Here is a 26,749-nt window from a genome sequence, read left to right as displayed (position 1 = left end):
CGTTTACAACGGCAGCAGGTAGCAAAGGGGGGCTGTGGCAAAACACACTCCCCCTCATGAACATCATCGAACTACTCCGCAAAATCGACGACCTGATCCGCATCGGCACCGTGACCGAGGTGCGATCTGGTGAATGCCGAGTCGAAACCAAGGGCAACCACACCAACTGGCGGCCCTATCTGGTGCTGCGCGCTGGTAGAACCCGCCGCCGCATGCGCCCGAGCGTCGGTGAGCAGGTGATCCTGTTCAGCCTTGGCGGTGACCTGAGCAACGCCTTTGTCTTGGCTGGCATCTACCAGGACAAGCACCAAGAACCGCTGGCCGCCGATGACAACGGCGATCTAGACCGCATCGAATACCCCGACGGCGCGGTCATCGAATACAACCCGAGCACCGGTGAACTCACCGCAGCAGGCATCAAGAAAGCCATCATCAGCGCCGCAGAATCAGTGAAGGCAAACACTCCTGTGGTCGAGTGCTCAAACCTGCTCAAAGCCAAGCGCGCAATCTTCGAAACAGCCAATGTCGGCGGCATAGAAGTCACCACCCACGGCCACAAAGACGTGCAGCGCGGCAGCGATAAATCAGGGGGCCCCGTATGAACTGGCTGGGCATGAATGCAGCCAATGGCCGCACCATCAGCGAGACCGCCCACATCCTGCAATCGGTGCGGGATATTCTCACCACCCCCATAGGCACCCGCGTCATGCGCCGCGACTACGGAAGCGAGATATTCAGCCTCATCGACCAACCCCAGCACGGCGCCACCCGCCTGCGCCTAATGGCCGCCACCGTTCACGCGCTCACCCTCTGGGAACCGCGCATCCGCATCACCAAAGTCGAGATCGGAGCCCCTGAACTGGGCGGCGGCTGCGCCGTCACCATCACATGGCGCCGCGCCGACAACGGACTGCTCGAATCCGGCACCGTCCAGTTACCGACCGGAGCAACATCATGAACATCATCGACCTCTCCAAACTGCCGGCACCGGATGCCGTCGAACTGCTCGACTACGAGGCAATCCTTGCCGAGCGCAAGACAGCCCTGATCGCTCTCTATCCGGCAGACCAGCAGGCCGCTATCACCGCCACGCTGGCGCTAGAATCGGAACCCATCACCAAGCACCTGCAAGAGAACGCCTACCGCGAGCTGATCCTGCGCGCCCGCATCAACAGCGCGTCAGTGTCCAATATGCTGGCATGGGCAGAAGGGGCAGACCTCGATAATCTGGTGGCAAACTGGAATGTCGAGCGGCTGGTCGTGCAGAAGGGGGACGACACCTCCACCCCGCCGATCCCAACAATCATGGAAAGCGACGAAGCCCTGCGCGAACGCGCACTGATGGCGTGGGATGCCATGAGCACAGCGGGCCCAAGAGGATCATACGAATACTTTGCGCGTTCGGCAGATGGCCGCATCATCGACGCCAAAGCCATAAGCCCAAGCGGTGCTGTGGCCGTGGTATCCATCATCAGCAGCGAGGGAGACGGCACCGCCAGCGCTGAACTGATCGCCAAAGCCGATGCGGAATGCCGAGACGAAGACCGCATACCGGTTGCCGACCGCCTCACCACCCAGAGCGCGGGGATCCTGCACTACACCATCACCGCCAAACTGCACATGGAACTCACCGGCGCAGAAAAAGAGATGGCATTGAAAGCCGCACGCGATGCCTTGGCCGCATGGGTAAACCCGCGCAAACGGATCGGCGTGCGAATCGCTGACTCCGCCATCAAGGCCGTGCTGCATGTGCCGGGCGTGACATGGGTCGAGCTGGTCGGCTGGACTGACATCATCCCGACCGATACCCAAGCTGCCTACTGCACCAAGTACACCGTAGAGGCCGCAACATGACCGATCAACCGCATCGCGATCTGCTGCCACCCAATGCCACCCCAACCGAGCGCAGGCTGGCCACCGTCAACGCCAAAGCCTGCGAACTGCCGGTTGATGTGCTGCGCACCCTCTGGAACCCACACACCTGCCCGGTCTGGCGCCTGCCCAGCCTGGCCGCAGAGCGGTCAGTCGATCGCTGGGATGAAAACTGGACAGAGGCAACCAAGCGCAAAGTCATCGCCAACGCGCCGTTCGTGCATCGCCACAAGGGCACCGTCGGCGCCATCCGTCGCGCCGTCGCCCCGCTCGGCTACCTGATCCGGGTGCTGCACTGGTATCAGCAAACCCCGAACGCAGCACCGGGCACCTTCAAGCTCGATGTTGGCGTGCTCGACACCGGCATCACCGCCGAGATGTACGCCGAGCTGGAGCGGCTCATTGACGACGCTAAACCGCTGACTCGCCACATGACAGGGCTCGCCATCAGTCTGGAAAGTAGAGGCAAAGCCTATCTTGGCGCCGCCTGCTATCTGGGGGAGGAACTGACCGTTTACCCATACCAGCCGGGTCCCATCGTGGTCTCTGGCCATAGCTGGCACGGCGGCATCACCCACACCATAGACACCATCACCATCAACCCACTTACCAACAACACGAGGACAGCATGAGCAACTTTGGAGCCATCCTGACCACTGCCGGAGCGGCCAAACTCGCCAACGCCATTGCGCTGGGGGTACCGCTCAAGCTCACCCAGATGGCGGTGGGCGATGGCAACGGCCAACCGGTAGCACCCGATCCGGCAATGACAGCCATCCCGGGCGAAAAACGCCGCGCCGCCATCAACACCCTGTTCGCCGACCCGCTCGCCGCATCCCAACTGGTTGCAGAGCAGATCATCCCGGAAGACGTGGGCGGATGGTGGATACGCTGCGTCGGCCTGTACGATGACAGCAATACCCTGATCGCCATCGCCAATGTGCCGGATACCTACAAGCCGCTGCTCACCAGTGGCGCGGGCCGCACCCAAATCATCCGCATGGTGCTGATCGTCAGTGACACCAGCGCCGTCGAACTAAAGATTGACCCGTCAGTGGTGCTGGCAACCCGCAAATATGTCGATGATGTGATGAAGGCTCATAAGGAAAGCAGAGACCACCCGGACGCCAGCGAAACAGCAAAAGGCTTCACCCGCTACGCGACCCAGGCAGAAGTGAATGAAAACACTGCTGCCAATCAGAAAGCGGATGCGGTAGTCACGGTCAAAACCTTGTGGGGATGGGTCAAGCAAGCAACTGAGACTGTGATCGGGATGTTGAGAGTGGCGACGCAGTTGCAGACTGATGAAGGTAACGATGACACTGTCGCGGTAACGCCAAAAAAACTGAGATATGGGTTTTCATTCAATATCGGCCAGAATGGTTATCTTGCTCTTCCATCGTGGCTGGGCGGTTTTATTTTTCAGTGGTGCGATGTATCAGCTACTCAGGGATGGATTCAAAGTACGGCCACAGGAGCTTCGACACCTGTATGGCAAGGCCAAGTGTCCGCGACACTACCTATTTCGTTTATCGAAAAAAACATTATTACCATTCCGATAACGACAACGTCAGGTCAGACGCTGACATGGGGAGCGGCGAATGCGTTCGTTCACACTCTGACAAAAACTGGGTTTTCCATGTCAGTCATGTCAATGTTCAACCCATCAGGCTCAATATCATTCAGAATGTTTAGCATAGGTAAATAAAAATGATCTTTTATTGCAAAAAAAGTAACGGATTTTATTTATCTAAGTTGCATCGTGATGCGATACCTGATGGAGCTGTTGAGATAACGGAAAAAGAATATGAAGACCTGAAGAAAGGGCAGGCATCTGGTCAGCTAATAACGTCAAACGATGCAGGGTGGCCAATATTGACCGACCAACCACCGCTGAGCAAAGAGCTGGTAGAGAGTAGCGCTCGTGCCGCTCGTGATGAAGCCATCGCCTCGTCAATGTGGATCGCTGAACGCCATCGCAGTGAAGTGTCTATCGGTGCTGACTCTACGATAACAGAGCAACAATATATCCAGCTGCTGACTTATCACCAATCTCTCAGAGACTGGCCAGCCCAGCCAGGATGGCCTGACATAGATATGCCGCCAGAACCTGACTGGCTGGCAGAACTGAAAAAGTAACCAACACCCCGCCATGTGCGGGGCGTTTTCTTTCTGCCTGCCGTCACTCTGCCGCTGTTGTAAAGCGGCCATTTACAACGGCACCAGCTCGCCCGCCGTGCGCCGCCACTGCATCCTGACCGTGCTCATATTGACCACCTCCGTCCGGACACAGGAGAACAGCCACCATGGCACTCGACAGTTACCACCACGGCGTGCGCGTCGTCGAAGTAAACGAAGGCACCCGCACCATCCGCACCATTGCCACCGCCGTGATCGGCCTGCTGGGCCATGCGGAAGATGCCGACGCCACCGTATTCCCGCTCAACAAGCCGGTAATCATTACCGACGTGCAAAAAGCCGTTGGCAAAGCCGGCACCCAGGGCACCCTGGCCAAAGCACTGCAAGCGATCGCCGACACCGTTAACACCATCACCATCGTCGTGCGCGTTGCCAAAGGCGCCACCGACGAAGAGACCACCTCCAACGTCATCGGAAAGACGCTGCCGGATGGCAGCTTCACCGGCCTCAAGGCACTGCAACGGGCCAGCTCTGCCGTCGGCATCACCCCGCGCATCATCGGCGCGCCGGGGCTCGACACCCTGCCGGTCGCCACTGAACTGGCCGCCGTGGCGGTCAAGCTGCGCGCCTTCACCTACGTCTCAACCCACGGCTGCAACACCCCAACCGAGGCGCTGGCCTATCGCCAGAACTTCGGCCAGCGTGAGGTCATGCTGGTGCATGGCGACTTCACCAAATGGGACACAGCTGCCAACGCAGAGGCGCCGGTATGGGCCACCGCCAAAGCCTTGGCCATGCGCGCCAAGATTGACAAAGAGGTTGGCTGGCACAAAACCATCTCTAACATCGCCGTCACGGGTGTGCAGGGGCTGACCAAGCAAGTGTTCTGGAGCCTGCAAGACCCAGACACCGACGCGGGCCTGCTCAATGCCAACGATGTCACCTGCCTGATCCAGTCCAATGGGTTCCTATTCTGGGGCTCCCGCACCTGCTCGGATGATCCCCTGTTCCAGTTCGAGAACTACACCCGCACCGCCCAGATCCTCGCCGACACCATCGCCGAGGCCCACATGTGGGCGGTTGACAAGCCGATGACCCCCACCCTGGTAAAAGACATCATCGAAGGCATCAAGGCCAAGGGCCGCGAGCTGGTCAGCCTCGGTTACCTCATCGGTTTCAACTGCTGGTACAACGAGGAGGTCAACGACAAAGACACCCTCAAGGCGGGCAAGCTCTACATCGACTACGACTACACCCCCGTGCCGCCGCTTGAAAACCTCATGTTCCAGCAGCGCATCACCGACCGCTATCTGGTCGACTTCGCCGCCCGCGTGGCCGCAGCATAAGGAGCATCAACAATGGCACTACCTCGCAAACTCAAACACCTCAACCAGTTTCTCGACGGCGAAAACTGGATCGGTGTCGCCGAAGAGTACACCCCGGCCAAACTGGCTATGAAGCTCGAAGCCTACCGCGGCGGTGGTATGCCGGGGGCGGCCCATATCAACATGGGCCTCGATGATGGCGCCCTCGATACCGAGTTCACCTTCGGCGGATACGAAGCAGCCCTGTTCAAAAAGCAGCATCAGGCCAAGATTGACGGCGTCATGCTCCGCTTTGCGGGCTCCTTCCAGCGTGACGACACCGCCAAGGTCTCTTCGGTCGAAATCGTCCAGCGTGGCCGCATCAAAGAGCTGGATGGCGGCACCCTCAAAACCGGCGACAACACCCAGCAAAAGGCCAGCATGGCCAACACCTACTACAAGGTGACCGTCGACGGTGAAGAACTGGTCGAGATCGACCTCATCAACATGATCTGGAAAGTCGGCGGCGTCGACATGATGGAAGAGCACCGCAAGGCCATCGGCCTATAACCAACTCAACAACCACCGGGCGGCATGGCCGCCCGTTACTACATAGCGAACAGGAAAGACACCATGAAAAAGCCCCCCGTAACCCTCGACTCCCCCATCCAGCGCGGCGAAACCACCATCACCGAGATCAACGTGCGCAAACCGCAATCCGGCGAACTGCGCGGCCTCAACCTGACCGACATCCTGCAGATGGATGTCAACGCCCTCACCAAGCTGCTGCCGCGCATTACCACCCCGGCACTGACAGAAGCAGAAGCCAGCACCCTCGATCCGGCTGACCTGATGCAGCTGGGACAGGAGGTGGCCGCTTTTTTGGTACCCAAGAAAATGGCCTACCTCACTGCGTAGACGACTTGATGGCCGACTTGGCCATCATCGCCCACTGGCCGCCGTCTGAAATGGCGGCCATGGAGCTCGACGAGCTGATGGGCTGGCACCAACGCCTTGTTGAGCGATACAACCACATCAACGGGGCAGAAGAATCATGAGCACCCTAAAACTACAAATCCTCCTAGAGGCGGTGCAACGGGTCACCGCCCCCCTCAAGGCAGTCAGCGGCCAAAGCCGCATTACCGCAAAAGACCTCGCCGACACCAAAGCCAAAATGCGTGATCTAGAAAAGCAGAGCGGCCAGATTGACGGCTATCGCACCCTCGGCAAACAGATCGGAGCCACCAGGGCAGAACTGGCCAGCGCCCAGCAAACCGCCCAGCGCATGGCCCGCGAACTCAGCGCCACCGCCAACCCGACCAAAGCCATGACCCGGGATCTGGAACGGGCAAAGGCCGCAGTCCGCGACCTGACCAGCAAAGAGCAGGAAATGGTCAGCCGTCATGGCGCCATGAAAACAGCCATGCTGCAGGCGGGCATCAACACCAAGCAACTGAGCCAGCACCAGCGCCAGCTTAAAACCGATCTGGCCGCCACCACCGCCCAACTGGAACAACAGCGCAGCAAGCTGACCCAGGTTGCCAACCAGCAAAAGCGCCTCGCCCAGGTCAAAGCCAACTACCGCCAGACCCAAGAGCTACGCGGCCAAATCGCAGGCCATGGCGCCGCTGCATTGGCCACAGGTACGGCAATGGGCATGACAACCCTCAAGCCGGTGATTGAGTTCGCCAAGGCTGAAACATCCGTTGTTGACCTCAAGGTGTCGATGATGGGCAAAGGGGGGCAACTCAGAAAAGAGTTTCAAGCCATCAGCACCCTTGCCACCCAGCTCGGCAACAAACTGCCGGGCACCACGGCAGACTTTCAGAACATGATGAGCACCCTGATCCAGCAAGGGATGAGTGCCAAAGCCATCTTGGGCGGTCTGGGGCAGGCAACCGCCTATCTCGGGGTACAGCTCAAAATGCCATATGACCAAGCAGCACTGTTCGCCGCCAAGCTGCAAGACGCCACCGGCACCGCAGAAAAGGACATGATGGGACTGATGGACGTGATCCAGCGCTCCTACTATCTGGGCGTCGATAGCGGAAACATGCTCGGGGCATTCAGCAAGCTGACGCCTGCGCTCGGTGTTCTGAAAAAAAGCGGGCTTGATGCAGCAGCAACGCTGGCCCCACTCATCGTCATGGCTGATCAGGCTGCAATGAGTGGCGAAGCAGCAGGTAACGCCTATCGCAAAGTGTTTCAGCTAAGCATGAACACCAAGAAGATCAGCAAAGCGACCAAGGGAACAGGGCTTAATCTCAACTTCACAGACGGGAAAGGAGAGTTTGCCGGGCTTGAGAACATGTACGCCCAGCTGGCCAAGCTGAAAACACTGAATACAGAGCGACGACTACAGGTACTTAAAGACATTTTTGGTGATGATGCAGAAACCCTGCAGGCACTTGAGCTCATGATAAATAAGGGACTCGATGGTTACAGAGAAACCCAGAAAAAGATGGCAGCTCAAGCCGCCCTGCAAGAGCGGGTAAATGCCCAGCTGGGAACGCTTGGTAACCTGTGGGATGCGGCAACCGGTACCTTCACCAACGCCATGGTCAACTTCGGGGAGGCCATCAGCCCGGAGCTTAAATCCATCACCGAATGGATAGCTGACATATCAGAACGCCTCGGTGACTGGTCAAAGCGCAATCCTGAACTGTCAAATACCTTGATGCGGGTTGCCGGTTTAACATCCGTAGCCGCTATAGCCTTCGGTGGTCTGTCGCTGGCCGTTGCCGCAATTTTAGGGCCGATGGCCATCATGAAACTGACCTTCGGGGTGCTGGGGATCCAGGGAACCCTGCTGGGCAAGGTGATTACCGGATTGCTTGCACCGCTCAAGTGGCTCGCCATGGGATTTTTAAGGCTGGGGCTAGCCATCCTCACCACCCCCATCGGCTGGATTATCGCGGGCATTGCCGCCATCGCTGCCGGAGCTTACCTCATCTACAAGAATTGGGATCAGCTCGGGCCGTGGTTCAAATCCACCTGGGAGCAGTGCAAAGCGGCTACCGGTGAATTTTGGGACTACCTGACCACCCTGCCATCCCGGGCGCTCAACACAGGCAAGGCCATCATCGACGGCCTGATCGGCGGCATATCGGCCAAATGGGAAGAACTCAAGGCCAAGGTGAAATCCATCACCGACATCCTGCCGGACTGGATGAAAGGGGATTCATCAACAAAAGTAGCCGTACAGCACTCATCAACAGCACCTACTGTACAGGCTAGAAAAGAGGGTGGGTTTGCCGGTTTTTATGACAAAGGCGGCCTGATCCAGGCTGGTAAATGGGGCATCGCAGGGGAACATGGGCCAGAAGTGGTGAAAGGCCCAGCCAGCATCATCAGCCGTCGTCAAACCGCAGCCATGGCATCAGTGGCCATGCTGGCCAGCATGCCACTGGCAGCCATGCAACCGCATCAGGATACAACCCGCACCATCCGCGAACAGGTCATGCCAGCCGAGCTACGCCAGCCAGCTGACACAATCCGCACCATCCGCGAACAGGTTATGCCAGCCGAGCTACGCCAGCCAGCTGACATAACCCGCGCCATCCGCGAGCAAGTCATGCCTGCCGAGCTACGCCAATCGTCGGGGATAGCAAGGTCTGGGCCTAGCATCGTAGAAACACCAAAGCTGGCACCGGCAAGAGGGGGCGGAATTATTCATATCAACGCCCCGATCCACATTGCGCAACAACCAGGGCAATCCGCCATTGATGTGGCGCAAGAGGTAAGCCGCGAACTGGATCGCCGCCAACGTCAGGCATCAGCGCGCACCCGCGCCAGCCTGCGCGACACCAACTAAGGAGACCAAGCCATGATGATGACTTTGGGCTGGTTCGTGTTCCAGCGCTCCACCTTCGCCCCCCAGTCACAACAGGATGATCGCGCATGGCGCCACCCGGGAAACCCTCGGGTCGGCGCCCGTCCGGCCTACCAGTTCACAGGGCCGGATGATGAAACCACCGTGCTATCTGGCACCCTATACCCTGAACTGACTGGCGGGCCGGTCACCCTTGACCTGCTCCACGAAATGGCCGCCACCGGCCAAGCCTTCCCCCTGATCCAGGGGGACGGCGTGATGCGGGGCTATTTCGTCATCGAGCGCACCAGCGTCACCAGCAGCGAGTTTTTCCAAGATGGCGCCGCCCGCAAGATTGAATTCACCATGAACCTCAAGCGCGTGGACGACGACGAAACCACCTTTGGCAGCAAGCTGCAGGGCCGTGCCATCGGTGGCATCGCCAGCCGACTGGGCATCAGCAACATCGTCGGCACCATCGGCAACAAGATCGGGGGCCTGCTGTGAGCCTGTACGAAAACGTCAAAGAGGAGGTAAGCACTAACCTGACCAGCCAGCTGGGGCAATTCAGCATTGAGGGGGCCGATCACAAGGCCCCGGCTTATCAGCTGCTGATCGACGGCAAGGACGTATCAGACAAGATGCGGCCCCGCCTGATGAGCATCAACATCAACGACAATCGCGGGTTTGAAGCCGACACAATCGACATCGAGCTGGACGACAGCGACGGCAAGCTGGCAATGCCGCGCCGTGGTGCCAGAATGCGTGCCAGCATCGGCTGGCAGGGGCAGCCGCTGGTTGATAAGGGGGAATTCACAATCGACGAGGTAGAGCACACTGGCACCCCGGACAAGCTCACCATCCGGGGCAAATCTGCCGATCTGCGCGGCAACCTAAACAAGCTGCGCCAGACCAGCTATCACCAGCAGACCGTCGGCAGCATTGTCGATGCCATTGCCCAGCGCCATGGCCTCACCCCTGCATGTGCCGAACGCTTCAAGGGCATGCAGATTGACCACATCGACCAGCAGAACGAAAGCGATCCCGCCTTCCTCACCCGCTTGGCCGGTCAATGTGGTGCCATTACCACCATCAAATCGGGTCGGCTGCTCTTTATCGGCCAGGGCAAGGGGCTCACCGCCAGCGGCAAACCGCTACCATCCGTCACCATCACCCGCCAGGACGGCGATCAGCACCGCTTCTCCGTCGCAGACCGCGACGCTTACACAGGCGTCGTGGCCAACTGGCACGACCCGAAGAAGGCCACCACCGAAGGCTCGACCGTCAAGCGCAAACGCAAGAAGAAGCCAAAGCCGGAACAGGAGCTACCGAGTGACACCACCGTCGACAAAGAGGGCCGCGAGCTGCTGATCGGCGACAGCGAGAACGTCAAGGTGCTGCGCCACATCTACGCCAACCAGACCAACGCCATGCGCGCCGCCCGCGCAGAATGGGATCGGCTGCAACGTGGCGTTGCAGAGTTCGAGATCACCTTAGCTACTGGTAGGCCAGAGCTATACCCGGAACAACCGACCACCGTCAGGGGATTCAAACCGCAGATCGACGAGGCCAGCTGGGTACTGACCAAGGTCAGCCACAGCCTGACCAACAGCGGCTACACCAACACCATCAACCTCGAAGTGGCCATCGACGACCTGCCGGATGTAGAGTAGTAACAACAGAAATGCTGAATGAAGGGAAAAGATATGGGGGGATTTGAGCGGATCGTCGGAACTACGTACAGGGTTGGAAATCAAAACGGATTCAATGCAGCCCTCTACGATGCTATCGGGTGCGTGGAGAACGGCACTGACAACAGTTACACCAAGCAGGAGCTGCGGGAGGCAGTTCAAGACTTCCCCAAGAGATACCCTGCCACAGTTCAGTTCGATGACAAGATGCTGGAATGCTACCGAGTCTATGTAGCGATCTCTTACCCTGAGTAGACACTGAAACGAATGGACATCAACGAGAAAACAAAAAGGCGGCAGAGCCAACGCTCTGCCGCCTTTCTCGATCATCAAATCTCTCTGCCGCCATTTTGCCGCCACCACCGCATCACATGAAAATAACGACAATCACAAAATGCTGATAAATAACGACTTTTTAGCCAATAAAAATCAAATACTAAAGAGCATAAAACTTTTTCGGCATATTATCGATCTCGAATAGTTGTACAAAAACAATCACTTAAAATAATGGCATCCGAAAGTATCCCCTCGAATGCCAATAAATGGCGGCTCTTGTCCGGCTGAATTCAGATTGCACTTGTTCTGCCTGAGGGATGACCTCGGCAGCAAATCTGATAGCAGTGGAAGCAAGATGGACATATCCGGCGCTTGGGTCGATAAGAGTGCCAAAACCGCGGACAGGCTGTTGGGCCGATATGATAGCACCCTTTGCAGAGAAAATGCCTGGCAAACGTATGCCAAATTCAGGAAAAATTGGCCTCTTCACCTTCAAATGACCCAGCCAGAGAGTCGAATGGCCAATCTTGTTCCCCTTTCGTCAGCGACAATTGGCGCTCTTCGGCAAACGACAGATAAAAAAATAGCAGGGGGAGGATTTACCTCGCGCACCTGCTGCTTTGTCGTCTGCACCCAATCGGGTGACTTGCCCCTCAGGACAAGCTCGTCTTAGCGACGGCTGACGAAGGGGTTAGGGTAGCTGAAACCCTGGGTATAGAGAGATGGGGCGAACCAATAGGTAGAGTTGCTGCCTGGCATCTTGAATCTCCTGATTGCTTAACAAGTTACGTACCTTTATGCGGGCTCAAATCCTTGAACGAACACTCGGTTCCATGGAGGCGCACTTGCTTTGCTTCGGTTCCCTGGAGGCTTTCATCGTCATCCTGACGGGTGGCGAACCACGGGAGCTAATTTACCAGCCGGCACCGTAAATTCAATCTTTTTTGTGAGGCTCGTCACATAAATTTCATTTCTGCCAAACAGTGTCACCCGAGCCTGACAATTACACTGCCCCGGTGGCCACCGACAGCACAACCGCCCTGCGATTTGCGCTAACCGCTCACATTTTTCTGCGATTGACTGTATTATCGTTATCCACTTTCCAGGCCCACTGACGGGGCCTCTTTCATTCCGTGCTGGTAAGGAGTCCTGACGTGGCACAACTAAGTTCCTTGTCCCCCCAACTGATTTGGCATTTCTTCGAACAGATCTGCTCCATCCCCCACCCTTCCAAGCATGAAGCCAAGCTGAGCGCCTGGATCGTCCAATGGGCGCAAGGGGAAGGTCTGGCGGTCAAACAGGATAACGTCGGCAACATCATCATCAAAAAACCGGCTACCCCGGGGATGGAAAACCGCAAGGGCGTGGTGCTGCAGGCCCACATCGACATGGTGCCGCAGGCCAACGCCGACACTAAACACGACTTCGCGACCGATCCCATCGATGCCTATGTCGATGGCGAATGGGTCACTGCCCGTGGCACCACCCTGGGTGCCGACAACGGCATCGGTATGGCCGGTTGCCTGGCCGTGCTGGCGGACAAGACCATCAAGCACGGCCCGCTGGAAGTGCTGCTGACCACTGACGAAGAGACCGGCATGACCGGCGCCTTTGGTCTGGAAGCGGGCTGGCTGGAAGGCGAGATCCTGCTCAACACCGACTCCGAAGAGGATGGCGAGGTCTATATGGGCTGCGCCGGTGGGGTGGATGCCAATATCCGTTTCCCGCTTGAGCTGGTTGATGCTGCGGAAGGCGAAGCCCTCGAGCTGGCCGTCAAAGGGCTGCGTGGCGGTCACTCCGGTTGCGACATCCATCGCGGTCGTGGCAACGCCAACAAGCTGCTGGTGCGCCTGCTCAAAGCAGCCGAGCCGCTCGGTATCCGTCTGGCCGAGATCCACGGCGGCACCCTGCGCAACGCCATCCCGCGCGAAGCCCGTGCCACCCTGCTGGTACCCGCTGCCAGCGTAAACGAGTTCAAGGCGCTGGTTGACCGCTATACCGGTATCTACCAGACCGAGCTGGCCGCCACCGAGCCGAACCTGACTCTGCTGGTCAACAGCGCCGCCAAACCGGCCAAGCTGATGAGCGTCTCCCTGCAGCAGCGTCTGCTGGATGCCCTGATGGCCTGCCCGAACGGCGTGATGCGCATGAGCGATGCCATGCCCGGCGTAACCGAAACCTCTACCAACCTGGGGGTCATCAAGACTCAGGATGGCGAAGTGTACGTCCAGTGCCTGATCCGCTCCCTGATCGACTCCGGTCGCGAGAGCATCGAGCAGATGACCCGCTCCCTGTTCACCCTGGCGGGTGCCAGCTGCGAATTCACCGGAGCCTATCCGGGTTGGGCGCCGAACGTGGACTCCCCCGTCATGGCGCTGGTGCGCAACAGCTACCAGACCCTGTTCGGCACCATGCCCAACGTGATGGTGATCCACGCCGGTCTCGAGTGCGGCCTGTTCAAGAGCGCCTATCCGGAGTGGGACATGGTCTCCTTCGGCCCGACCATCCGCGGTGCCCACTCCCCTGACGAGAAGGTACACATCCCGGCAGTCGAGCGTTTCTGGCAGCTGCTGGTGCACGTACTGGAAGCCATTCCGGCCAAGTAAGACAGCCCAACGGCAAAACAAAAGCCCCGCACTGCTGCGGGGCTTTTTATTGTCTGTTCCAGCCTGACTTTGGAGCTTAACGGATACCGCGGGCCTCGCGGATCCACTCCCAGGCTTGCTGGATCTCCTGGGTTTTCTCCTTGGCCATCTCCATCATCTCCGGCGGCAACCCCTTGGCGGCCAGCTTGTCCGGGTGATGCTTGCTCATCTCCTTGCGGTAGGCGCGCTTGATATCCTGATCGCTGTCGCTCTCGCTTACCCCCAGCAGCTGGTAGGCATTCTTGAGGCGATCCGCCGAGGGAGGCGCCTGCCGATACTGCTGGCCACCCGCACCGCCCCCCTGATACTGGCCATGGGCCTGATTGAAGAAGTTCATCTGCGCCTCGGCCATCGCCAGAATACGGGCCAGCTCGATGCGGCTGAAGCCCAGCTCGTCAGCAATGGTGTGCAGGATGGCGCGTTCACCATCCTCTAACCGACCATCGGCAAAGGCGGCCTGCAGCTGCACTTCCAGAAAGAAGCGCAGGATATCGCGCTGGCCCTGGCTGGCCCGACGAAACTCGGCCAGGGTCTCGCGCAGCGGGAAACCGGCCTCCTTGCCCTGCCGGAACGAATCCTGCGCGCGGCTGCGCAGCTCGCCGGAGAGACGCATCCGATCCATCAGATTGGAGGCGACCCGGATCTCCTGCTCGGTCACCTGGCCGCTCGATTTGGCGATATGGCCCATCACCGAGAAGGTGGCATGGAAGAAGACAGCCTGTTGCTCCTGAGTCGGGGTACGGCGAAACGCCCCCTGCAGCCCCATGCCGCGATCGAAACGGTGGCCAATCCAGAGGCCAATCAGGGCACCGATGATGTTGCCGAGCAGAAAACCGAAGAAGGCGCCCAGCACCTTACCCCAAATACGCATGGTTCAAGACCTCTTGAAGTTAATGAGCGCGGCGCTGAAGCTGTTCGTCCAGCTCGCGCAGACGGTCGACAGTGCCGATATCGCGCCACTCGCCAACCAGCAGGCTGCCACCTACCAGACCTTGCGCCATCCACTCCCGCAGCAGGGGAGCCAGCTTGCGGGCTCCGGCAGGCAGACCGGCAAAGGCTGTGGGCTGATAGAGGCCGACGCCGCTGAACGTGAAGGCGGGGGTGTCTACGACCTTGCCAGCTTGCAAGGCAAAGTCCCCGGCCGGATGCTGGGGAGGATTGGGCGCCAGCCAGAGGTGGGCCAGATTCTCACCCAGGGGCAGCTCAACCAGAGAGCGATAGTCGAGATCGAGCCAGGTATCGCCGTTGATCACCAGAAATGGCTCATCCCCCAGCAGTGGCAGCGCCTGAATGATGCCGCCGGCCGTCTCCAACGCACTCTCCTCGGCTGACCAGTGGATGGTCACGCCAAGCGCACTGCCATCACCCAGGCTCTCGACCAGCTTGTGGCCGAGCCAGGCGTGGTTGATGACCAGCTCGGTGACTCCGGCTGCTTTGAGCTTTTCGATATGGTGGACAATGAGCGGCTTGCCCCCGGCAGCCAACAACGGCTTGGGCAGCAGGTCAGTCAGCGGGCGCATCCGCTCGCCACGGCCAGCGGCCAGGATCATCGCCTTCATGGTTTCACCCCGGCGTTGGCGATCCCCGGCAACACCACCTGCTCGAGCCACTGGCCAAAACGGCCCAGCACCGGATAAGCGCTACCGTGGCTGCGACAGACATCCACCACGTAGCCGAGAGTACGGGGAATGTCCTTGAGATAGCCGGACTTGCCGTCGCGATGATAGAGGCGGGTGAAAATCCCTGCCGCTTTCAGATGGCGCTGCATGCCGGTCAGGTCGGCATCGCGGCGGAAACTGGCGTAGTCGCGCTCGCCAAGCAGACCCGCCTGCTGCAGAGTGGCAAAGCCATGCTGCATCCCCTGCTCGATCACCGCGTCCGGCCAGCGCACATAGCAATCTTTCAGCAGGGAAACCAGGTCATAGGTGAGCGGCCCGATGACCATATCCTGAAAATCGATGATGGCGAGTTCGCTGGTATCAGGAGTGTCTCCGCCGCACACCATCAGGTTGCGACTGTGAAAGTCACGGTGCATCACCCCTTGCGGCTGAGCCAGATTGCAAGCGGTGAGGCAGGCAAAGGTCTCATCGAGCAATTGCTGCTCTTCGTCGCTCAGAGTCAGTTGCAGATGATGGCCAAGCAGCCACTCGGGGAAAATGCTGTTCTCCCGCGCCATAAAGGCGGCATCGAAGGGCTCAAGCGCCAGATCCACCGACCCCAGAGTTGGCAACAGCTCGATCGCCTTGGTATACCAGGCCAGCACATTTTGCTCGCTCAGGCAGCTGATCAGCTGGGTATCGCCCAGGTCGCTGACCGCCAGCAAACCTTGTTCATAATCAACAACCTTGACCTCTGGCGCCAGGAGCTGACGTGCACGCAAGGCAGCTGCATTACGAACAAACTCATGATTTTTTTCGGTTTTCGGATTGGCATCTACCCATACCAGCCCGGCACCACGGTAGTAGCGGCGGAAACTGGCATCACCGGAAATGAGGGTCAACTGAAGGGTGGCATCGCCTGAAATCTGGCGTGCCCACTGCAATAGCAGGGAATCGCGATCGTGCATAAGTCGGGGACCAAGGTGGAAAGCAGCACTTGGCTGTTAGCCCTGGCCGCAATAATGCTTTATCATTGCCGGCTAACATAAAGCAATGACATGCAATGTCAACTCGATGAAACCTGTCGTAAAATGCATGCCTTGGATCAACCGTATCTATCACGGATTGCACGAGTCTTTCACATGACAAAATGGACACTGGGATACCGTTATCCCATCGCCCTGACTATCAGCCTGGCACCGGCCCTGACATCCATGATGGTTCAGGCTGCCCCTTTTGAGACGCCGCCAGCCACAGGGATCCTCGACAGCCTCTGTTACGACTATGTCCCCAAGGTCGAAAAGCCAGCCTCTGCCGAGGAGGCCAATGCGCTGCCGGTGGAGGTGGATGCTGACCGCCTCGAAGCCAAGCAGGGTGGCACCGCCGTCTATGAAGGGGATGTCAAGGTTCGTCAGGGGGTTCGCAAGTTCGACTCCGACTATGCCCAGCTCGACCAGAAGAGCCGGGATGTCATCGCCATCGGCAACATCTATTACAACGACGGTCAGGTGACCGTCACCAGCGACAAGACCCTCAAATCCAACCTGGATACCAAGAACTCGGAGCTGGAAGAGGGCAAATATCAGGTTCATGGCTCACCGGTGCGCGGCTTTGCCAAGCGGGTCACCATGACCAACAACAACCAGAACATCACCATGGAGGGGGCCCAGTACACCACCTGCCCCCCCGGTCAGGAGGTGTGGACCCTCAAAGCGGGCAGCATCGACATCGACCAGAAAGAGGTGTTCGGCGAGGCGTGGAACGCCAGCCTCTGGCTCTACGACTATCCGGTGTTCTACTTTCCCTATATCAACTTCCCCATCAAGGATGAGCGGAAGACGGGCTTGCTCTACCCCGGCTATACCCAGAGCTCCAGCAACGGCATGGATATCACCCAGCCCTTCTACTGGAACATTGCCCCCAACTACGATGCCACCATCACCTCCCGTTTTATGGACAAACGCGGCCTGATGGAGCAGGTGGAGTTCCGCTATATGCCGGATCCCGCCCACACTGGCACCCTCTACTTTGAAAACCTGGCGGACGACAAGCAGTATGATGCCGGCAACCCCAGCTTCATCAACCCGTCGACCGGCACCCCTTACCTGTCCGATGGCCACCGCTATCTGATGAACGTGCGTCACGGCTCAAGCCTGATGGATGGCTCCCTGCGCTTTGGTGTCGATTACACCCAGGTGCGCGACAAGGATTACAACTACTTCAACGACTTCAGTCCGACGGTGGGCACCCAGGTCGATAGTCAGTTGCAACAATCCTTTACTGCCGGTTACTACCAGCAGAACTGGAACCTCACCTCAGAGGTGCGCCGCTATCAGATCCTGAGCCCTTACGCACAGCTGCCCCACGAGATGCTGCCGCGTATCGACTACAACTACTACCAGCAAGGCAAGTGGTTTGATCTGGCCTGGAACAGCGAACTGACCAAGTTTGGTTATGACAGCGGCAGTGCAAGCGTTCAGCAAGCCGGTGAACGTTACACCACCACCCGTTTGCACCTGGCTCCGACCCTGACCGTGCCTCTCATCGATGCCCCAGGCTACTACCTCACCAGCCAGTACAAGCTGATGTTTACCTCTTATAACCAAGAGGTCCCCAAGAAACTGACCCAAGCGGATATCAATAACTTTGATCCGACAAGGAAACAGGGGGAAAACGGTAGCCAAAAAAATGTAGTGCTCAAAGATGGCACAATTACCCGAACCCTCCCCTCCTTCCGCCTCAAGGGGGGACTCAACTTCGATCGCCCGGTTGACTGGTATGATGGCAAGGGTACCCAGACGCTGGAACCGGAGTTCCAGTATCTCTATGTCCCCTATCGGGATCAGGACGATATCGGGATCTACGACTCCACCACCACCCGTCAGGATTACTACAGCCTGTTCAGCGATCGTCGGTATGCCGGTCTCGACCGCATCAGCGACGCCAACCGGGTCACTGCCGGTCTCACCAGCCGGATCTACGACAACGTAGGTGACGAGCGGCTGCGTTTGGCAGTAGCCCAGGCGTTCGAGATTACGCCACCCAAGGTTCGCCTCTATCCTTCGGATCCCGAGAGCACCAACTCTCGCTCCCTGCTCTCCTTTGAGGGGGATGCCCGGGTCACGGAGCAGTGGTTTGCTCACGCTGGCACTCAATACGATACAGAGAAAAGTCAGTTCAGTGCGGCAAATGGCGCGGTGGAATACCGCAACGAGAAGTTCATCAGCCAGGTCAACTACCGCTTTATCAAGGATGGCAATAAGAGCTACTACAACAGTGCGGTGGCCGAAGACTTGAGCCAGGCAGGTTTGGTGATGATGGCGCCGATCGCCGATCAGTGGCAGATGTATGGTGGCTACTACCGTGACATCCAGCAAAACGTCAATATTGACCGCAAAATAGGCGTCAAATATGACTCCTGCTGCTGGAGCATCAACCTGAGTCTGGAGTGGCACAACCAGCCAGACAACATCACTCTGAAGCCCACCTCCGAGAAATCGATCGGTCTTCAATTCGAGATGAAGGGACTTGGCAGTGTCGGTACCGGTGGCCGCAGCGTCACGCTGGATACCGAGCTGTTGCCCTATGTTCGCCCGTTTAATCTGAAAGACCAGCAATGATGCTGGTCCAGCCTTGAGAGATGGATATGAAAAAGACCCTGATTGCCCTGCTGACCGCGGGTATGTTTGGCGCCATGAGTCAGGCCGCACTGGCGGCCCCCGAGCTGATGGACAAGGTGCTGGCCGTGGTCAACAAGGACGTGGTGCTTGCCAGTCAACAGGATGCACTGGTCAACAAGGTAAAGCTCTCCGCCCAGGAGAGCGGCCAGTCCCTGCCCGATGACGCCACCCTGCGCAAGCAGGCACTGGATCGCCTGATCCAGGAGAGTCTGCAGCTGCAACTGGCTGATCGCCAGGGCCTCAAGATCAGCGATACCCAGCTGGAGCAAGCTATCCAGGGGATCGCCGCCGACAACAAGATGACCATGGATCAGCTGCGTGCCCAGCTCGCCCGTGAAGGGATGAGTTATGCCCAGTATCGGGAAGAGGTGCGCCGCGAGATCCTGATGAACGAGGTACGCCGCAATCAGGTACGCCGTCGCATCAACATCTCCGATCAGGAGGTGAAGCAGGTGGTCGAGATCCTGAAGAAACAGGGTCAGCAACAGAACGAATACCACGTCGGCCATATCCAGATCTCCCTGCCGGATAACCCCACCGCTGCCCAGCTGGATGCCGCCAAGAGCAAGATCGAGCGCATCCTGGCTGCCCTCAAGCAGGGTGCCGACTTCCGCAAACTGGCCATTGCCGAGAGTAACGGCCCCAAGGCGCTGGAAGGTGGTGACTGGGGCTGGATGAGCCCGCAAGAGATGCCGACCCTGATGGCGGAAGCGGTACAGGGCGCCAAGAAGGGCGACATCGTCGGCCCGCTGCGCTCTGGTGCCGGTCTGCACATCATCAAGGTGTTCGACACCAAGGGCCAGCAGCAGGTGATGCTGACCGAGGTGAAGGCTCGCCACATTCTGATCAAACCCTCCATCATCCTGAGCGATGAGAAGGCCAAGGGGATGCTGGATGGCATTCTGCACGACATCAAGAGCGGCAAGGCAAGCTTCGCCAGCATGGCAGAGAAGTACTCCGAAGATCCGGGCTCTGCAGTACAGGGCGGCGAACTGGGCTGGTCTGATCCCAACGTCTATGTGCCCGAGTTCCGCGATATGGTCAACCGCCTGCAGCTGGGCCAAATCAGTGCCCCGTTCCGTACCAGCCATGGCTGGCACATCGTGCAGGTGGAAGATCGCCGTAGCCAGGACGCCACCGACAAAGCACAGGAGCAACGCGCCTACCAGCTCATTTACAACCGTCGCTTCGTGGAAGAGTCCCAGGCGTGGCTGGACGAGCTGCGTGACGAGGCCTACATCCGCATCGAAGGCGCCGGTAGCTGATGAACTGCCGTCGTCTTGCCGTCACCCCGGGCGAACCGGCCGGGATTGGGCCTGATCTGGTGCTGCAGATTGCCCAGCAGGATTGGCCGCACCAGTTGGTGGTCATTGCCGATCCGGTATTGCTGCACGAGCGGGCGGCCCTGCTGGGGCTGCCCATCGAGCTTGAGCCCTATGATGCCAGTCAACCTGCTCAACCGCAGCGAGCCGGCACCCTGACGGTATGTTCTGTCTCTCTTGGTACCTCTGTGGTACCGGGCGAGCTGAACGAAGGCAACGGCGCCTATGTGCTGGCGACCCTGCAGCGCGCCTGCGATGGCAACATGAGCGGCGAATTTGCCGCCGTGGTGACCGGGCCGGTACACAAGGGGATCATCAATCAGGCCGGAGTCTCGTTTAGCGGTCATACCGAGTTCTTCGCCCAGCAGTCAGGCACCGCCGACGTGGTGATGATGCTGGCAACCGAGGGACTGCGGGTTGCGCTGGCGACCACCCATATCCCCCTTGCCTATGTGGCGATGGCTATCACGGAAGATCGCCTCGGCAAGGTGATCCGCATCCTCAATGCGGATCTCGCCTCCAAGTTTGGTATCGCCAAACCCCGAATTTACGTCTGCGGCCTCAATCCCCACGCCGGGGAAGGCGGCCACCTCGGGCGTGAAGAGATTGACGTGATCGAACCCGCTCTGGCCACGCTGCGCCAGCAGGGGATCGATCTGGTCGGCCCGTTGCCGGCCGACACCCTGTTCCAGGAGAAATACCTCAAGGATGCGGATGCGGTACTCGCCATGTACCACGACCAGGGGCTGCCCGTGCTCAAATACAAGGGCTTTGGCAGTTCGGTCAATATCACTCTGGGGCTTCCCTTCATCCGCACTTCGGTGGATCACGGCACCGCGCTGGATCTGGCAGGCAAGGGCCTGGCAGATTCGGGTAGCCTTGTCACCGCGATTAACCACGCCATCAAGATGGTAGAGAAAAAAAGATATGAGCAGTAAGGTGCACATGGGCCACACGGCCCGTAAGCGTTTCGGTCAGAACTTCTTGCACGATCGCTACGTGATCGACCAGATCGTGGCCGCCATCAATCCGCAGCCGGGCCAAAACCTGGTGGAGATCGGCCCGGGTCTGGCCGCGCTGACCGAGCCGGTTGCCGCCCAGATGGACAAGATGACCGTGGTCGAGCTGGACCGGGATCTGGCGGCGCGCCTGCGCGAGCACCCGACCCTGAAGGAGAAGCTCACCGTCATCGAAGCCGATGCCATGCGCTTCGACTTCAGCACCCTGATGGGTGAAGGCAAGGGGCCGCTGCGTATCTTCGGCAACCTGCCCTACAACATCTCCACCCCGCTCATCTTCCACCTGTGCGAGTTCGCCGATCGGGTCGAAGACATGCACTTCATGCTGCAAAAGGAAGTGGCCCTGCGTCTGGCCGCCGGCCCTGGCAGCAAAGCCTATGGCCGTCTGAGCGTGATGACCCAGTACTACTGCCAGGTGATCCCGGTACTGGAAGTAGGCCCGGGCGCCTTCAAGCCGGCGCCGAAGGTGGACTCTGCCGTGGTTCGTCTGGTGCCGCACAAGAACCCGACCATAGTCGCTAAAGACATTCGCTGCCTGAATCGCGTCTGCACCGAGGGCTTCGGCCAGCGTCGCAAGACCATTCGCAACAGCTTCTCCAACTTCATCACCGACGCCCAGCTGACCGAGCTTGGTATCGATGGCAATCTGCGTCCGGAGAATCTCTCTCTCGAGCAGTTTGTCATGATCGCCAACTGGCTGGCGGATCAGCCAAAGGCCTGATCCGGTGGCGCACCCGCACATCGTTGTCCGCCCATACCCCTCGTATGTGGCGGATAGCAAAGACCCCTACCAGTTTCACTATCTGATCGAGATTGAGAATCTGGGGCCCGGCCCGGCGCAACTGCTGCACCGGCGCTGGCTCATCACCGATGCCAATGGCAAGATGCAGGAAGTCTCGGGCCCCGGCGTGGTCGGGGAGCAACCCCTTATTGCCGAGGGAGAGACCTACCGCTACCAGAGCGGCGTGCCGCTGGCGACACCGCTCGGAGTGATGGAGGGGAGTTACACCCTGCAAGATGGCTCTGGCCAGCAGTTTGAGGCGCCCGTCGCCCCCTTCACGCTGGCCATCCCCAACATTATCAACTGAGGTTTCATGGCGAACTGTTTTGTCGGTGACATCCAGGGCTGTTACGACGACTTGCGCCGTCTGCTGGATCTTGCCAAGTTCGATCCCGAAAATGACGTGCTCTGGCTCTGCGGCGATCTGGTCGCCCGCGGCCCGGACTCGCTCAACACTTTGCGATTCGTCAAGGATCTGGGCAACCGTGCCGTTACCGTGCTCGGTAACCACGACCTGCACCTGTTGGCGGTGGCCAACGGCGTTGCACCGCTCAAGAAGAAAGACAAGCTGCAGAGCCTGATGGATGCGCCGGATCGGGACGAACTGCTGGAGTGGCTGCGCCACCGCCCGCTGCTGGCCGAACACCCCGACCTGCCCATCATGATGGTGCATGCCGGTATCTCCCCGGCGTGGGATGCCCGCACCGCCCGCAACTGCGCCCGCGAGGTAGAGAGCCTGCTGCGTGGCGATCAGTACCTGTGGTTGCTGCACAACATGTATGGCGATCAGCCGGATGGCTGGAAAGATGATCTGGTCGGCATCGACCGCTACCGCTACATCATCAACACCTTCACCCGAATGCGCTTCTGCTACTTCGATGGCCGGCTCGACTTCAAATGCAAGAAGGGCCCCAAGGAGTCGACCCCGGGCCTGCGTCCCTGGTTCGAGCAGCGCGAGCATCACGTGGATGACCCCATTCTGGTGTTCGGCCACTGGGCGGCCCTGATGGGCAACACCGGCAAGAGCGATATCAAGGCGCTCGATACCGGCTGTGTCTGGGGCAACAGCCTCACTCTGTGGCGCTATGAGGATGATGCCCTCTTTGCCACCCCCTGCCCCACTCACGCCAGCTAGGGCTGTGGTTGCAAAGACCTGAACCAATAAGAGAGCCCGGCAACTTGCCGGGCTCTCTTTTTCCACAACCGCTCTGGTTACAACTTGCGCCCCAACCGTTTCTCGATCTGGCGTCGCTCCCACTCCGGGCCAAACAGTTTGAAAGGCTCGAATATCCGAATGGCATGGGACGCCAACCCCAATCCCCACCCCAGCGCCGGCCACCAGGCCCAGATATAACCCGGGTTGCTCAGGTAGTTGATAACAAACAACCCGCCAATGACCAGCAGATAGCTGGCGACATGGTGATAGAAGCCCTTGAGCCCCTCCACATACTTCATTGCAGCTCGCTCTTCAGCCGATACCTGCAATCCATCCTGCTCCATCGTGTCACTCCCTCTCATCTCATGCTCCTGTTGCCGTGTGCCGTCGAGTTGCGCCACATCGAGCTCAAAGACGGCGGCCAGGGCCTTGAGGGATTCCAGTCCGGGTTGCTGACCCTGCTCGATCCGCTGAATGGTGCGAACGCTCAGGCCGGTAAAGGCGGCCAACTGCTCCTGTGACCAGCCCCGCTGCAATCTCAACTTCCTGACGATCATCTCGAACTCCTTGTGGTTGCTTGACGGAGCCAGCATAGGGGCCGGAGGGTGGCACGCGACACGACAGCAGCCTGACACCAACCTGACTTTCCTTTTAATTCAGTGCATTAGATAAAGGCTTGATATCCGGGATCGAGTTTCCCAACCGCCCCGTTGCGAGAACCTGACAGCAGGGCGACACCAGACTCTCTCTGCAAGATAGCGTCTTTATATGCGGGGAGGCGAGCTTATAGATCCCGCATCAACCCGGCTGCGATCTCGAAAGAGCGCAAGCGAGCCTGATGATCGACGATGGGGCCGTTGAACATCAGCTCATCGGCCCGGGTTTCCGCCAGCAGCGCCTTGAGGCCATGGCGGATCTGCTCCGGATCGCCCACCAGAGAGCGGGCAAGGGTCTGCTCCATCGCCATCAGCTCGCGTGGCGACCATTGCTCGCCCAACTCGGCAACCGGTGCTGGCAGCTTGCCCGCATCACCACGATGGAGGCGCAGGAACTGCTGCTGCAATGTAGTGAACTGGAAGCGCGCCTCCCGCTCGCTGTCGGCAGCGATCATGTTGATGCAGACCACCGCATGGGGCTTGGGCCAGCGAGCAGAGGGACGGTACTGGCTACGGTAGATCTCCAGCGCCTGCAGCAACATGGCTGGCGCGAAATGGGAGGCAAAACCGAACGGCAAGCCCATCGCCGCAGCCAGTTGGGCACTGTAGAGGCTGGAGCCCAGCAGCCAGACTGGCAGATGCAGCCCCTGCCCGGGCACCGCCTGCACCGCGCCAATCTCGTCGCCAAAGTAGCTCATCAGCTCGCGGACATCGGCCGGGAACTCATCCACCTCACCACTGCGTTGGCGTCTGAGGGCCCGCATGGTGCGCTGATCGGTACCGGGGGCGCGACCAAGGCCGAGATCGATGCGGTCGGGATAGAGAGAAGCCAGGGTGCCAAACTGCTCGGCAATGGCCAACGGCGAGTGATTCGGCAGCATGATGCCACCCGCCCCGATCCGCAGGGTGCTGGTTGCCCCGGCAAGATGGCCGATCAACACAGATGTCGCGGCACTGGCAATACCCGGCATGTTGTGGTGTTCAGCCAGCCAGTAGCGGCGGTAGCCCCAACGCTCGGCATGTTGCGCTAGATCGCGCGAATGGCGGAATGATTCGGCAGGATGGGAACCCTCGGCAACCGGCACCAGATCGAGCAGGGAATAGGGGATGGCAGACATAAAAACACTCCGTTGCATCACAATTTGCTAACAGAGGGGCACTCTACCATGAGATGTTCGAACGGAACACTTTCTGCCGTGGCAAACGCCAGATAGCAAAAAGCCACTCCATAGGGAGTGGCCTTAAGCCTATGGCAGTCTGTATCAGAACAGCAGATGGGCCATACCGGCAATTACCGGCAGCGTCACCAGGGTACGCATCAGGAAGATAATAAAGAGCTCCCACAACTTGACCGGGATCTTGCTGCCCAGCAGCAGCGCGCCCACTTCAGACATATAGATAAGCTGGGTCACCGACATGGCCGCGATGACGAAGCGGGTCATCTCACTCTCGATGCCAGACGCCAGCACAGCCGGGATAAACATGTCGGCAAACCCGACCATGATGGTCTTGGCAGCCGCTTCTGCCTCCGGCAGTTGCAGCAGTTCGAGCAAGGGGACGAATGGCGCCCCCAGCCAGTTGAAGACGGGAGTATGTTCAGCCAGCATCAGGGCACAAGTACCGATCGCCATCACCACCGGCAGCACGCCAAACACCATGTCCAGCGCGTTCTTCACCCCTTCCCGCACCACTGCGCCGAGATCGGTCATCTTCTCCGCCTTGGTCAGGGCACGCTCGAGACCATAGCTCAGCACGCTGTGCTGATGCGGTACCGACTCCTGCTTGCGGCACAAGGGGGTGCCATCGATATAGACATCCTTCTTCCAGCAGAGCGGTGGCAAACGTGGCACCACGATAGCCGCAACCACACCGGCCAAACAGACGGTCAGGTAGAAGGGAACAAACATGTGCTCCAGCTTCACCTGAGAGATCACCACCAGACAAAAGGTGATGGAGACGGCAGAGAAGGTGGTACCAATGACGGCAGCTTCCCGCTGGGTATAAAACTTCCCTTCGTACTGCTTGCTGGTGAGCAGAATGCCGACGCTACCATCCCCCAGCCAGGAGGCAAAACAGTCCACGGCGGAGCGACCCGGCAACCGGAACACCGGGCGCATGATGCGGGTCATCATGGTGCCGACAAACTCCAGCAGCCCGAAATCGAGCAACAACGGCAGCAGCAGGCCGGCAAAAATGAAGACCGAGAAAAGCACTGGTAGCAGATCGTTGAGCACCAGCCCTCCGGTTGCGCCGGAGTACAGTACTTCAGGCCCGGTCTGGAAGAAGGTCAGCAGTACGAAGATCCCGCCCAGCACCCGCACACAGGCCCAGAAGGGGGAGACGTTGAACAGGCTGTTGAGGAATGGACGGCGTACCAGGATCGCCGGTTTGAACAACCAGGCGACGACGGTCATCAGCATGGTAGTGGTAATCACAGCGCTGACCATGGCGACCAGATAGTCGGCAAACACCCGCTGAACCAGCTTGGCCAGCACGGCTACCGGAATGGTGACATTCCCGTCATAGAGTACCGGAGTCATGAACAACAGGATCCCGATCAGCGAGGGGATCAAGAACATCAACAGATTGCGGCGGGTATTGACCGCAGGTGCTTCCAGACTCTTTTCCAACATAATCTACTGCCCTGACATAGCTAAAACTTATGCCGGGTAATGCGCATATTCATGCACACCCAGCCAAACGGGGCGCAAGAATATCCCAATAGAATGGATTAAAAAAGCAATTTTAGATTAATTAACGAATAAATACCCAAATAAAACCGGCGTGAACGGGTAAACA

26 protein-coding genes are annotated in these 26,749 nt (G+C 58.9%); 20 read left to right on the top strand and 6 right to left on the bottom strand.

Features of this window, described 5'->3' with window-relative positions; translation table 11 throughout:
- The first annotated feature begins 56 nt into the window (after positions 1-56).
- The 14 genes from WE862_RS08215 (at position 57) to WE862_RS08145 (ending at position 13,699) form a co-directional block, all read left to right on the top strand.
- Positions 57-602: a phage baseplate assembly protein V gene (locus tag WE862_RS08215; protein WP_042031742.1), complete on the top strand. Its 546-nt coding sequence runs from the start codon at positions 57-59 to the stop codon at positions 600-602.
- Positions 599-958, top strand: a complete 360-nt coding sequence (locus WE862_RS08210) for a GPW/gp25 family protein (protein ID WP_042031744.1) — start codon at positions 599-601, stop codon at positions 956-958. Before WE862_RS08215 ends, WE862_RS08210 begins: the two co-directional genes overlap by 4 nt.
- On the top strand, positions 955-1,854 hold the full coding sequence (locus tag WE862_RS08205; RefSeq protein ID WP_198493526.1) for a baseplate J/gp47 family protein: 900 nt from the start codon (positions 955-957) through the stop codon (positions 1,852-1,854). Before WE862_RS08210 ends, WE862_RS08205 begins: the two co-directional genes overlap by 4 nt.
- Positions 1,851-2,504 (top strand): phage tail protein I, encoded by a 654-nt coding sequence (locus WE862_RS08200; RefSeq protein WP_042031748.1) that lies wholly within the window; start codon positions 1,851-1,853, stop codon positions 2,502-2,504. The genes WE862_RS08205 and WE862_RS08200 overlap by 4 nt, the downstream gene beginning before the upstream one ends.
- Positions 2,501-3,580: a phage tail protein gene (locus WE862_RS08195; RefSeq protein ID WP_198493527.1), complete on the top strand. Its 1,080-nt coding sequence runs from the start codon at positions 2,501-2,503 to the stop codon at positions 3,578-3,580. Before WE862_RS08200 ends, WE862_RS08195 begins: the two co-directional genes overlap by 4 nt.
- Before the next feature lie 2 nt (positions 3,581-3,582).
- A complete protein-coding gene (locus tag WE862_RS08190; RefSeq protein ID WP_042031750.1) occupies positions 3,583-4,011 on the top strand; it encodes a tail fiber assembly protein in 429 nt (142 codons plus the stop codon).
- A 167-nt stretch (positions 4,012-4,178) separates the two neighbouring features.
- Positions 4,179-5,357 carry a phage tail sheath protein gene (locus WE862_RS08185; protein ID WP_198493528.1) on the top strand — a complete coding sequence of 393 codons (1,179 nt, stop codon included), beginning with the start codon at positions 4,179-4,181 and terminating at the stop codon, positions 5,355-5,357.
- Positions 5,358-5,369: 12 nt separating this feature from the next.
- Positions 5,370-5,885, top strand: coding sequence for a phage major tail tube protein (locus tag WE862_RS08180; RefSeq protein WP_198493529.1), 516 nt, complete (start codon positions 5,370-5,372; stop codon positions 5,883-5,885).
- A gap of 63 nt (positions 5,886-5,948) precedes the next feature.
- Positions 5,949-6,233, top strand: coding sequence for a phage tail assembly protein (locus WE862_RS08175; RefSeq protein WP_042031755.1), 285 nt, complete (start codon positions 5,949-5,951; stop codon positions 6,231-6,233).
- Positions 6,234-6,241: 8 nt separating this feature from the next.
- Positions 6,242-6,373: a GpE family phage tail protein gene (locus WE862_RS08170; RefSeq protein WP_198493530.1), complete on the top strand. Its 132-nt coding sequence runs from the start codon at positions 6,242-6,244 to the stop codon at positions 6,371-6,373.
- Positions 6,370-9,129: a phage tail tape measure protein gene (locus tag WE862_RS08160; RefSeq protein WP_198493531.1), complete on the top strand. Its 2,760-nt coding sequence runs from the start codon at positions 6,370-6,372 to the stop codon at positions 9,127-9,129. Before WE862_RS08170 ends, WE862_RS08160 begins: the two co-directional genes overlap by 4 nt.
- Positions 9,130-9,141: 12 nt before the next feature.
- The gene (locus tag WE862_RS08155) at positions 9,142-9,633 is read left to right on the top strand and encodes a phage tail protein (protein WP_042031758.1); all 492 of its coding nucleotides are present in this window, start codon (positions 9,142-9,144) and stop codon (positions 9,631-9,633) included.
- Positions 9,630-10,799, top strand: a complete 1,170-nt coding sequence (locus WE862_RS08150; protein ID WP_082035482.1) for a phage late control D family protein — start codon at positions 9,630-9,632, stop codon at positions 10,797-10,799. The genes WE862_RS08155 and WE862_RS08150 overlap by 4 nt, the downstream gene beginning before the upstream one ends.
- Positions 10,800-12,247: 1,448 nt before the next feature.
- Positions 12,248-13,699: an aminoacyl-histidine dipeptidase gene (locus WE862_RS08145; RefSeq protein WP_042031760.1), complete on the top strand. Its 1,452-nt coding sequence runs from the start codon at positions 12,248-12,250 to the stop codon at positions 13,697-13,699.
- Between the two features lie 76 nt (positions 13,700-13,775).
- Here WE862_RS08145 and djlA read toward each other — a convergent pair whose 3' ends face one another.
- Genes djlA through WE862_RS08130 form a run of 3 tightly spaced genes read right to left on the bottom strand, consistent with a single transcriptional unit; the run spans position 13,776 to position 16,304 of the window.
- On the bottom strand, positions 13,776-14,609 hold the full coding sequence (gene djlA / locus WE862_RS08140; RefSeq protein ID WP_042031761.1) for a co-chaperone DjlA: 834 nt from the start codon (positions 14,607-14,609) through the stop codon (positions 13,776-13,778).
- Between the two features lie 19 nt (positions 14,610-14,628).
- On the bottom strand, positions 14,629-15,297 hold the full coding sequence (gene murU / locus WE862_RS08135) for an N-acetylmuramate alpha-1-phosphate uridylyltransferase MurU (RefSeq protein ID WP_042031762.1): 669 nt from the start codon (positions 15,295-15,297) through the stop codon (positions 14,629-14,631).
- Positions 15,294-16,304 carry an aminoglycoside phosphotransferase family protein gene (locus WE862_RS08130; RefSeq protein ID WP_042031763.1) on the bottom strand — a complete coding sequence of 337 codons (1,011 nt, stop codon included), beginning with the start codon at positions 16,302-16,304 and terminating at the stop codon, positions 15,294-15,296. Before WE862_RS08130 ends, murU begins: the two co-directional genes overlap by 4 nt.
- A 174-nt stretch (positions 16,305-16,478) precedes the next feature.
- Here WE862_RS08130 and lptD point away from each other — a divergent pair, with 174 nt between their 5' ends.
- The 6 genes from lptD to WE862_RS08100 are packed head-to-tail and all read left to right on the top strand — an operon-like array spanning position 16,479 to position 23,273.
- A complete protein-coding gene (gene lptD / locus WE862_RS08125) occupies positions 16,479-18,956 on the top strand; it encodes an LPS assembly protein LptD (protein ID WP_042031764.1) in 2,478 nt (825 codons plus the stop codon).
- Between the two features lie 26 nt (positions 18,957-18,982).
- Entirely contained in the window at positions 18,983-20,281 is a 1,299-nt protein-coding gene (gene surA / locus WE862_RS08120) for a peptidylprolyl isomerase SurA (protein ID WP_042031850.1), read from the top strand.
- A complete protein-coding gene (pdxA, locus tag WE862_RS08115) occupies positions 20,281-21,276 on the top strand; it encodes a 4-hydroxythreonine-4-phosphate dehydrogenase PdxA (protein ID WP_042031765.1) in 996 nt (331 codons plus the stop codon). Before surA ends, pdxA begins: the two co-directional genes overlap by 1 nt.
- Positions 21,266-22,078, top strand: a complete 813-nt coding sequence (rsmA, locus tag WE862_RS08110) for a 16S rRNA (adenine(1518)-N(6)/adenine(1519)-N(6))-dimethyltransferase RsmA (protein WP_339058725.1) — start codon at positions 21,266-21,268, stop codon at positions 22,076-22,078. Before pdxA ends, rsmA begins: the two co-directional genes overlap by 11 nt.
- Positions 22,079-22,082: 4 nt before the next feature.
- On the top strand, positions 22,083-22,445 hold the full coding sequence (apaG, locus tag WE862_RS08105) for a Co2+/Mg2+ efflux protein ApaG (protein WP_042031766.1): 363 nt from the start codon (positions 22,083-22,085) through the stop codon (positions 22,443-22,445).
- 6 nt (positions 22,446-22,451) lie between these two features.
- Entirely contained in the window at positions 22,452-23,273 is an 822-nt protein-coding gene (locus tag WE862_RS08100; protein ID WP_042031768.1) for a symmetrical bis(5'-nucleosyl)-tetraphosphatase, read from the top strand.
- Positions 23,274-23,350: 77 nt separating this feature from the next.
- Here the strand turns inward: WE862_RS08100 and WE862_RS08095 are convergent, their stop codons facing one another.
- The 3 genes from WE862_RS08095 to WE862_RS08085 all read right to left on the bottom strand — a co-directional run bounded on the left by WE862_RS08095 (position 23,351) and on the right by WE862_RS08085 (position 26,583).
- The gene (locus WE862_RS08095) at positions 23,351-23,851 is read right to left on the bottom strand and encodes a 2TM domain-containing protein (RefSeq protein ID WP_041210433.1); all 501 of its coding nucleotides are present in this window, start codon (positions 23,849-23,851) and stop codon (positions 23,351-23,353) included.
- Between the two features lie 227 nt (positions 23,852-24,078).
- Positions 24,079-25,068, bottom strand: coding sequence for a luciferase-like monooxygenase (locus WE862_RS08090; RefSeq protein ID WP_042031769.1), 990 nt, complete (start codon positions 25,066-25,068; stop codon positions 24,079-24,081).
- Positions 25,069-25,212: 144 nt separating this feature from the next.
- The gene (locus tag WE862_RS08085) at positions 25,213-26,583 is read right to left on the bottom strand and encodes a YjiH family protein (RefSeq protein WP_042031771.1); all 1,371 of its coding nucleotides are present in this window, start codon (positions 26,581-26,583) and stop codon (positions 25,213-25,215) included.
- Between the last annotated feature and the right edge of the window lie 166 nt (positions 26,584-26,749).

This window comes from Aeromonas jandaei (assembly GCF_037890695.1).
In the GTDB taxonomy this organism is placed as follows: domain Bacteria; phylum Pseudomonadota; class Gammaproteobacteria; order Enterobacterales; family Aeromonadaceae; genus Aeromonas; species Aeromonas jandaei.
This window is presented reverse-complemented; position numbering and strand designations above follow the sequence as displayed.

Bases quoted from the DNA above. Each gene is read 5' to 3' on its own strand.
- WE862_RS08215 (WP_042031742.1), top strand. From the start codon at position 57: ATGAACATCATCGAACTACTCCGCAAAATCGACGACCTGATCCGCATC.
- WE862_RS08210 (WP_042031744.1), top strand. From the start codon at position 599: ATGAACTGGCTGGGCATGAATGCAGCCAATGGCCGCACCATCAGCGAG.
- WE862_RS08205 (WP_198493526.1), top strand. From the start codon at position 955: ATGAACATCATCGACCTCTCCAAACTGCCGGCACCGGATGCCGTCGAA.
- WE862_RS08200 (WP_042031748.1), top strand. From the start codon at position 1,851: ATGACCGATCAACCGCATCGCGATCTGCTGCCACCCAATGCCACCCCA.
- WE862_RS08195 (WP_198493527.1), top strand. From the start codon at position 2,501: ATGAGCAACTTTGGAGCCATCCTGACCACTGCCGGAGCGGCCAAACTC.
- WE862_RS08190 (WP_042031750.1), top strand. From the start codon at position 3,583: ATGATCTTTTATTGCAAAAAAAGTAACGGATTTTATTTATCTAAGTTG.
- WE862_RS08185 (WP_198493528.1), top strand. From the start codon at position 4,179: ATGGCACTCGACAGTTACCACCACGGCGTGCGCGTCGTCGAAGTAAAC.
- WE862_RS08180 (WP_198493529.1), top strand. From the start codon at position 5,370: ATGGCACTACCTCGCAAACTCAAACACCTCAACCAGTTTCTCGACGGC.
- WE862_RS08175 (WP_042031755.1), top strand. From the start codon at position 5,949: ATGAAAAAGCCCCCCGTAACCCTCGACTCCCCCATCCAGCGCGGCGAA.
- WE862_RS08170 (WP_198493530.1), top strand. From the start codon at position 6,242: ATGGCCGACTTGGCCATCATCGCCCACTGGCCGCCGTCTGAAATGGCG.
- WE862_RS08160 (WP_198493531.1), top strand. From the start codon at position 6,370: ATGAGCACCCTAAAACTACAAATCCTCCTAGAGGCGGTGCAACGGGTC.
- WE862_RS08155 (WP_042031758.1), top strand. From the start codon at position 9,142: ATGATGATGACTTTGGGCTGGTTCGTGTTCCAGCGCTCCACCTTCGCC.
- djlA (WP_042031761.1), bottom strand. From the start codon at position 14,609: ATGCGTATTTGGGGTAAGGTGCTGGGCGCCTTCTTCGGTTTTCTGCTC.
- murU (WP_042031762.1), bottom strand. From the start codon at position 15,297: ATGAAGGCGATGATCCTGGCCGCTGGCCGTGGCGAGCGGATGCGCCCG.
- WE862_RS08130 (WP_042031763.1), bottom strand. From the start codon at position 16,304: ATGCACGATCGCGATTCCCTGCTATTGCAGTGGGCACGCCAGATTTCA.
- lptD (WP_042031764.1), top strand. From the start codon at position 16,479: ATGACAAAATGGACACTGGGATACCGTTATCCCATCGCCCTGACTATC.
- surA (WP_042031850.1), top strand. From the start codon at position 18,983: ATGAAAAAGACCCTGATTGCCCTGCTGACCGCGGGTATGTTTGGCGCC.
- pdxA (WP_042031765.1), top strand. From the start codon at position 20,281: ATGAACTGCCGTCGTCTTGCCGTCACCCCGGGCGAACCGGCCGGGATT.
- rsmA (WP_339058725.1), top strand. From the start codon at position 21,266: ATGAGCAGTAAGGTGCACATGGGCCACACGGCCCGTAAGCGTTTCGGT.
- WE862_RS08100 (WP_042031768.1), top strand. From the start codon at position 22,452: ATGGCGAACTGTTTTGTCGGTGACATCCAGGGCTGTTACGACGACTTG.
- WE862_RS08095 (WP_041210433.1), bottom strand. From the start codon at position 23,851: ATGATCGTCAGGAAGTTGAGATTGCAGCGGGGCTGGTCACAGGAGCAG.
- WE862_RS08090 (WP_042031769.1), bottom strand. From the start codon at position 25,068: ATGTCTGCCATCCCCTATTCCCTGCTCGATCTGGTGCCGGTTGCCGAG.
- WE862_RS08085 (WP_042031771.1), bottom strand. From the start codon at position 26,583: ATGTTGGAAAAGAGTCTGGAAGCACCTGCGGTCAATACCCGCCGCAAT.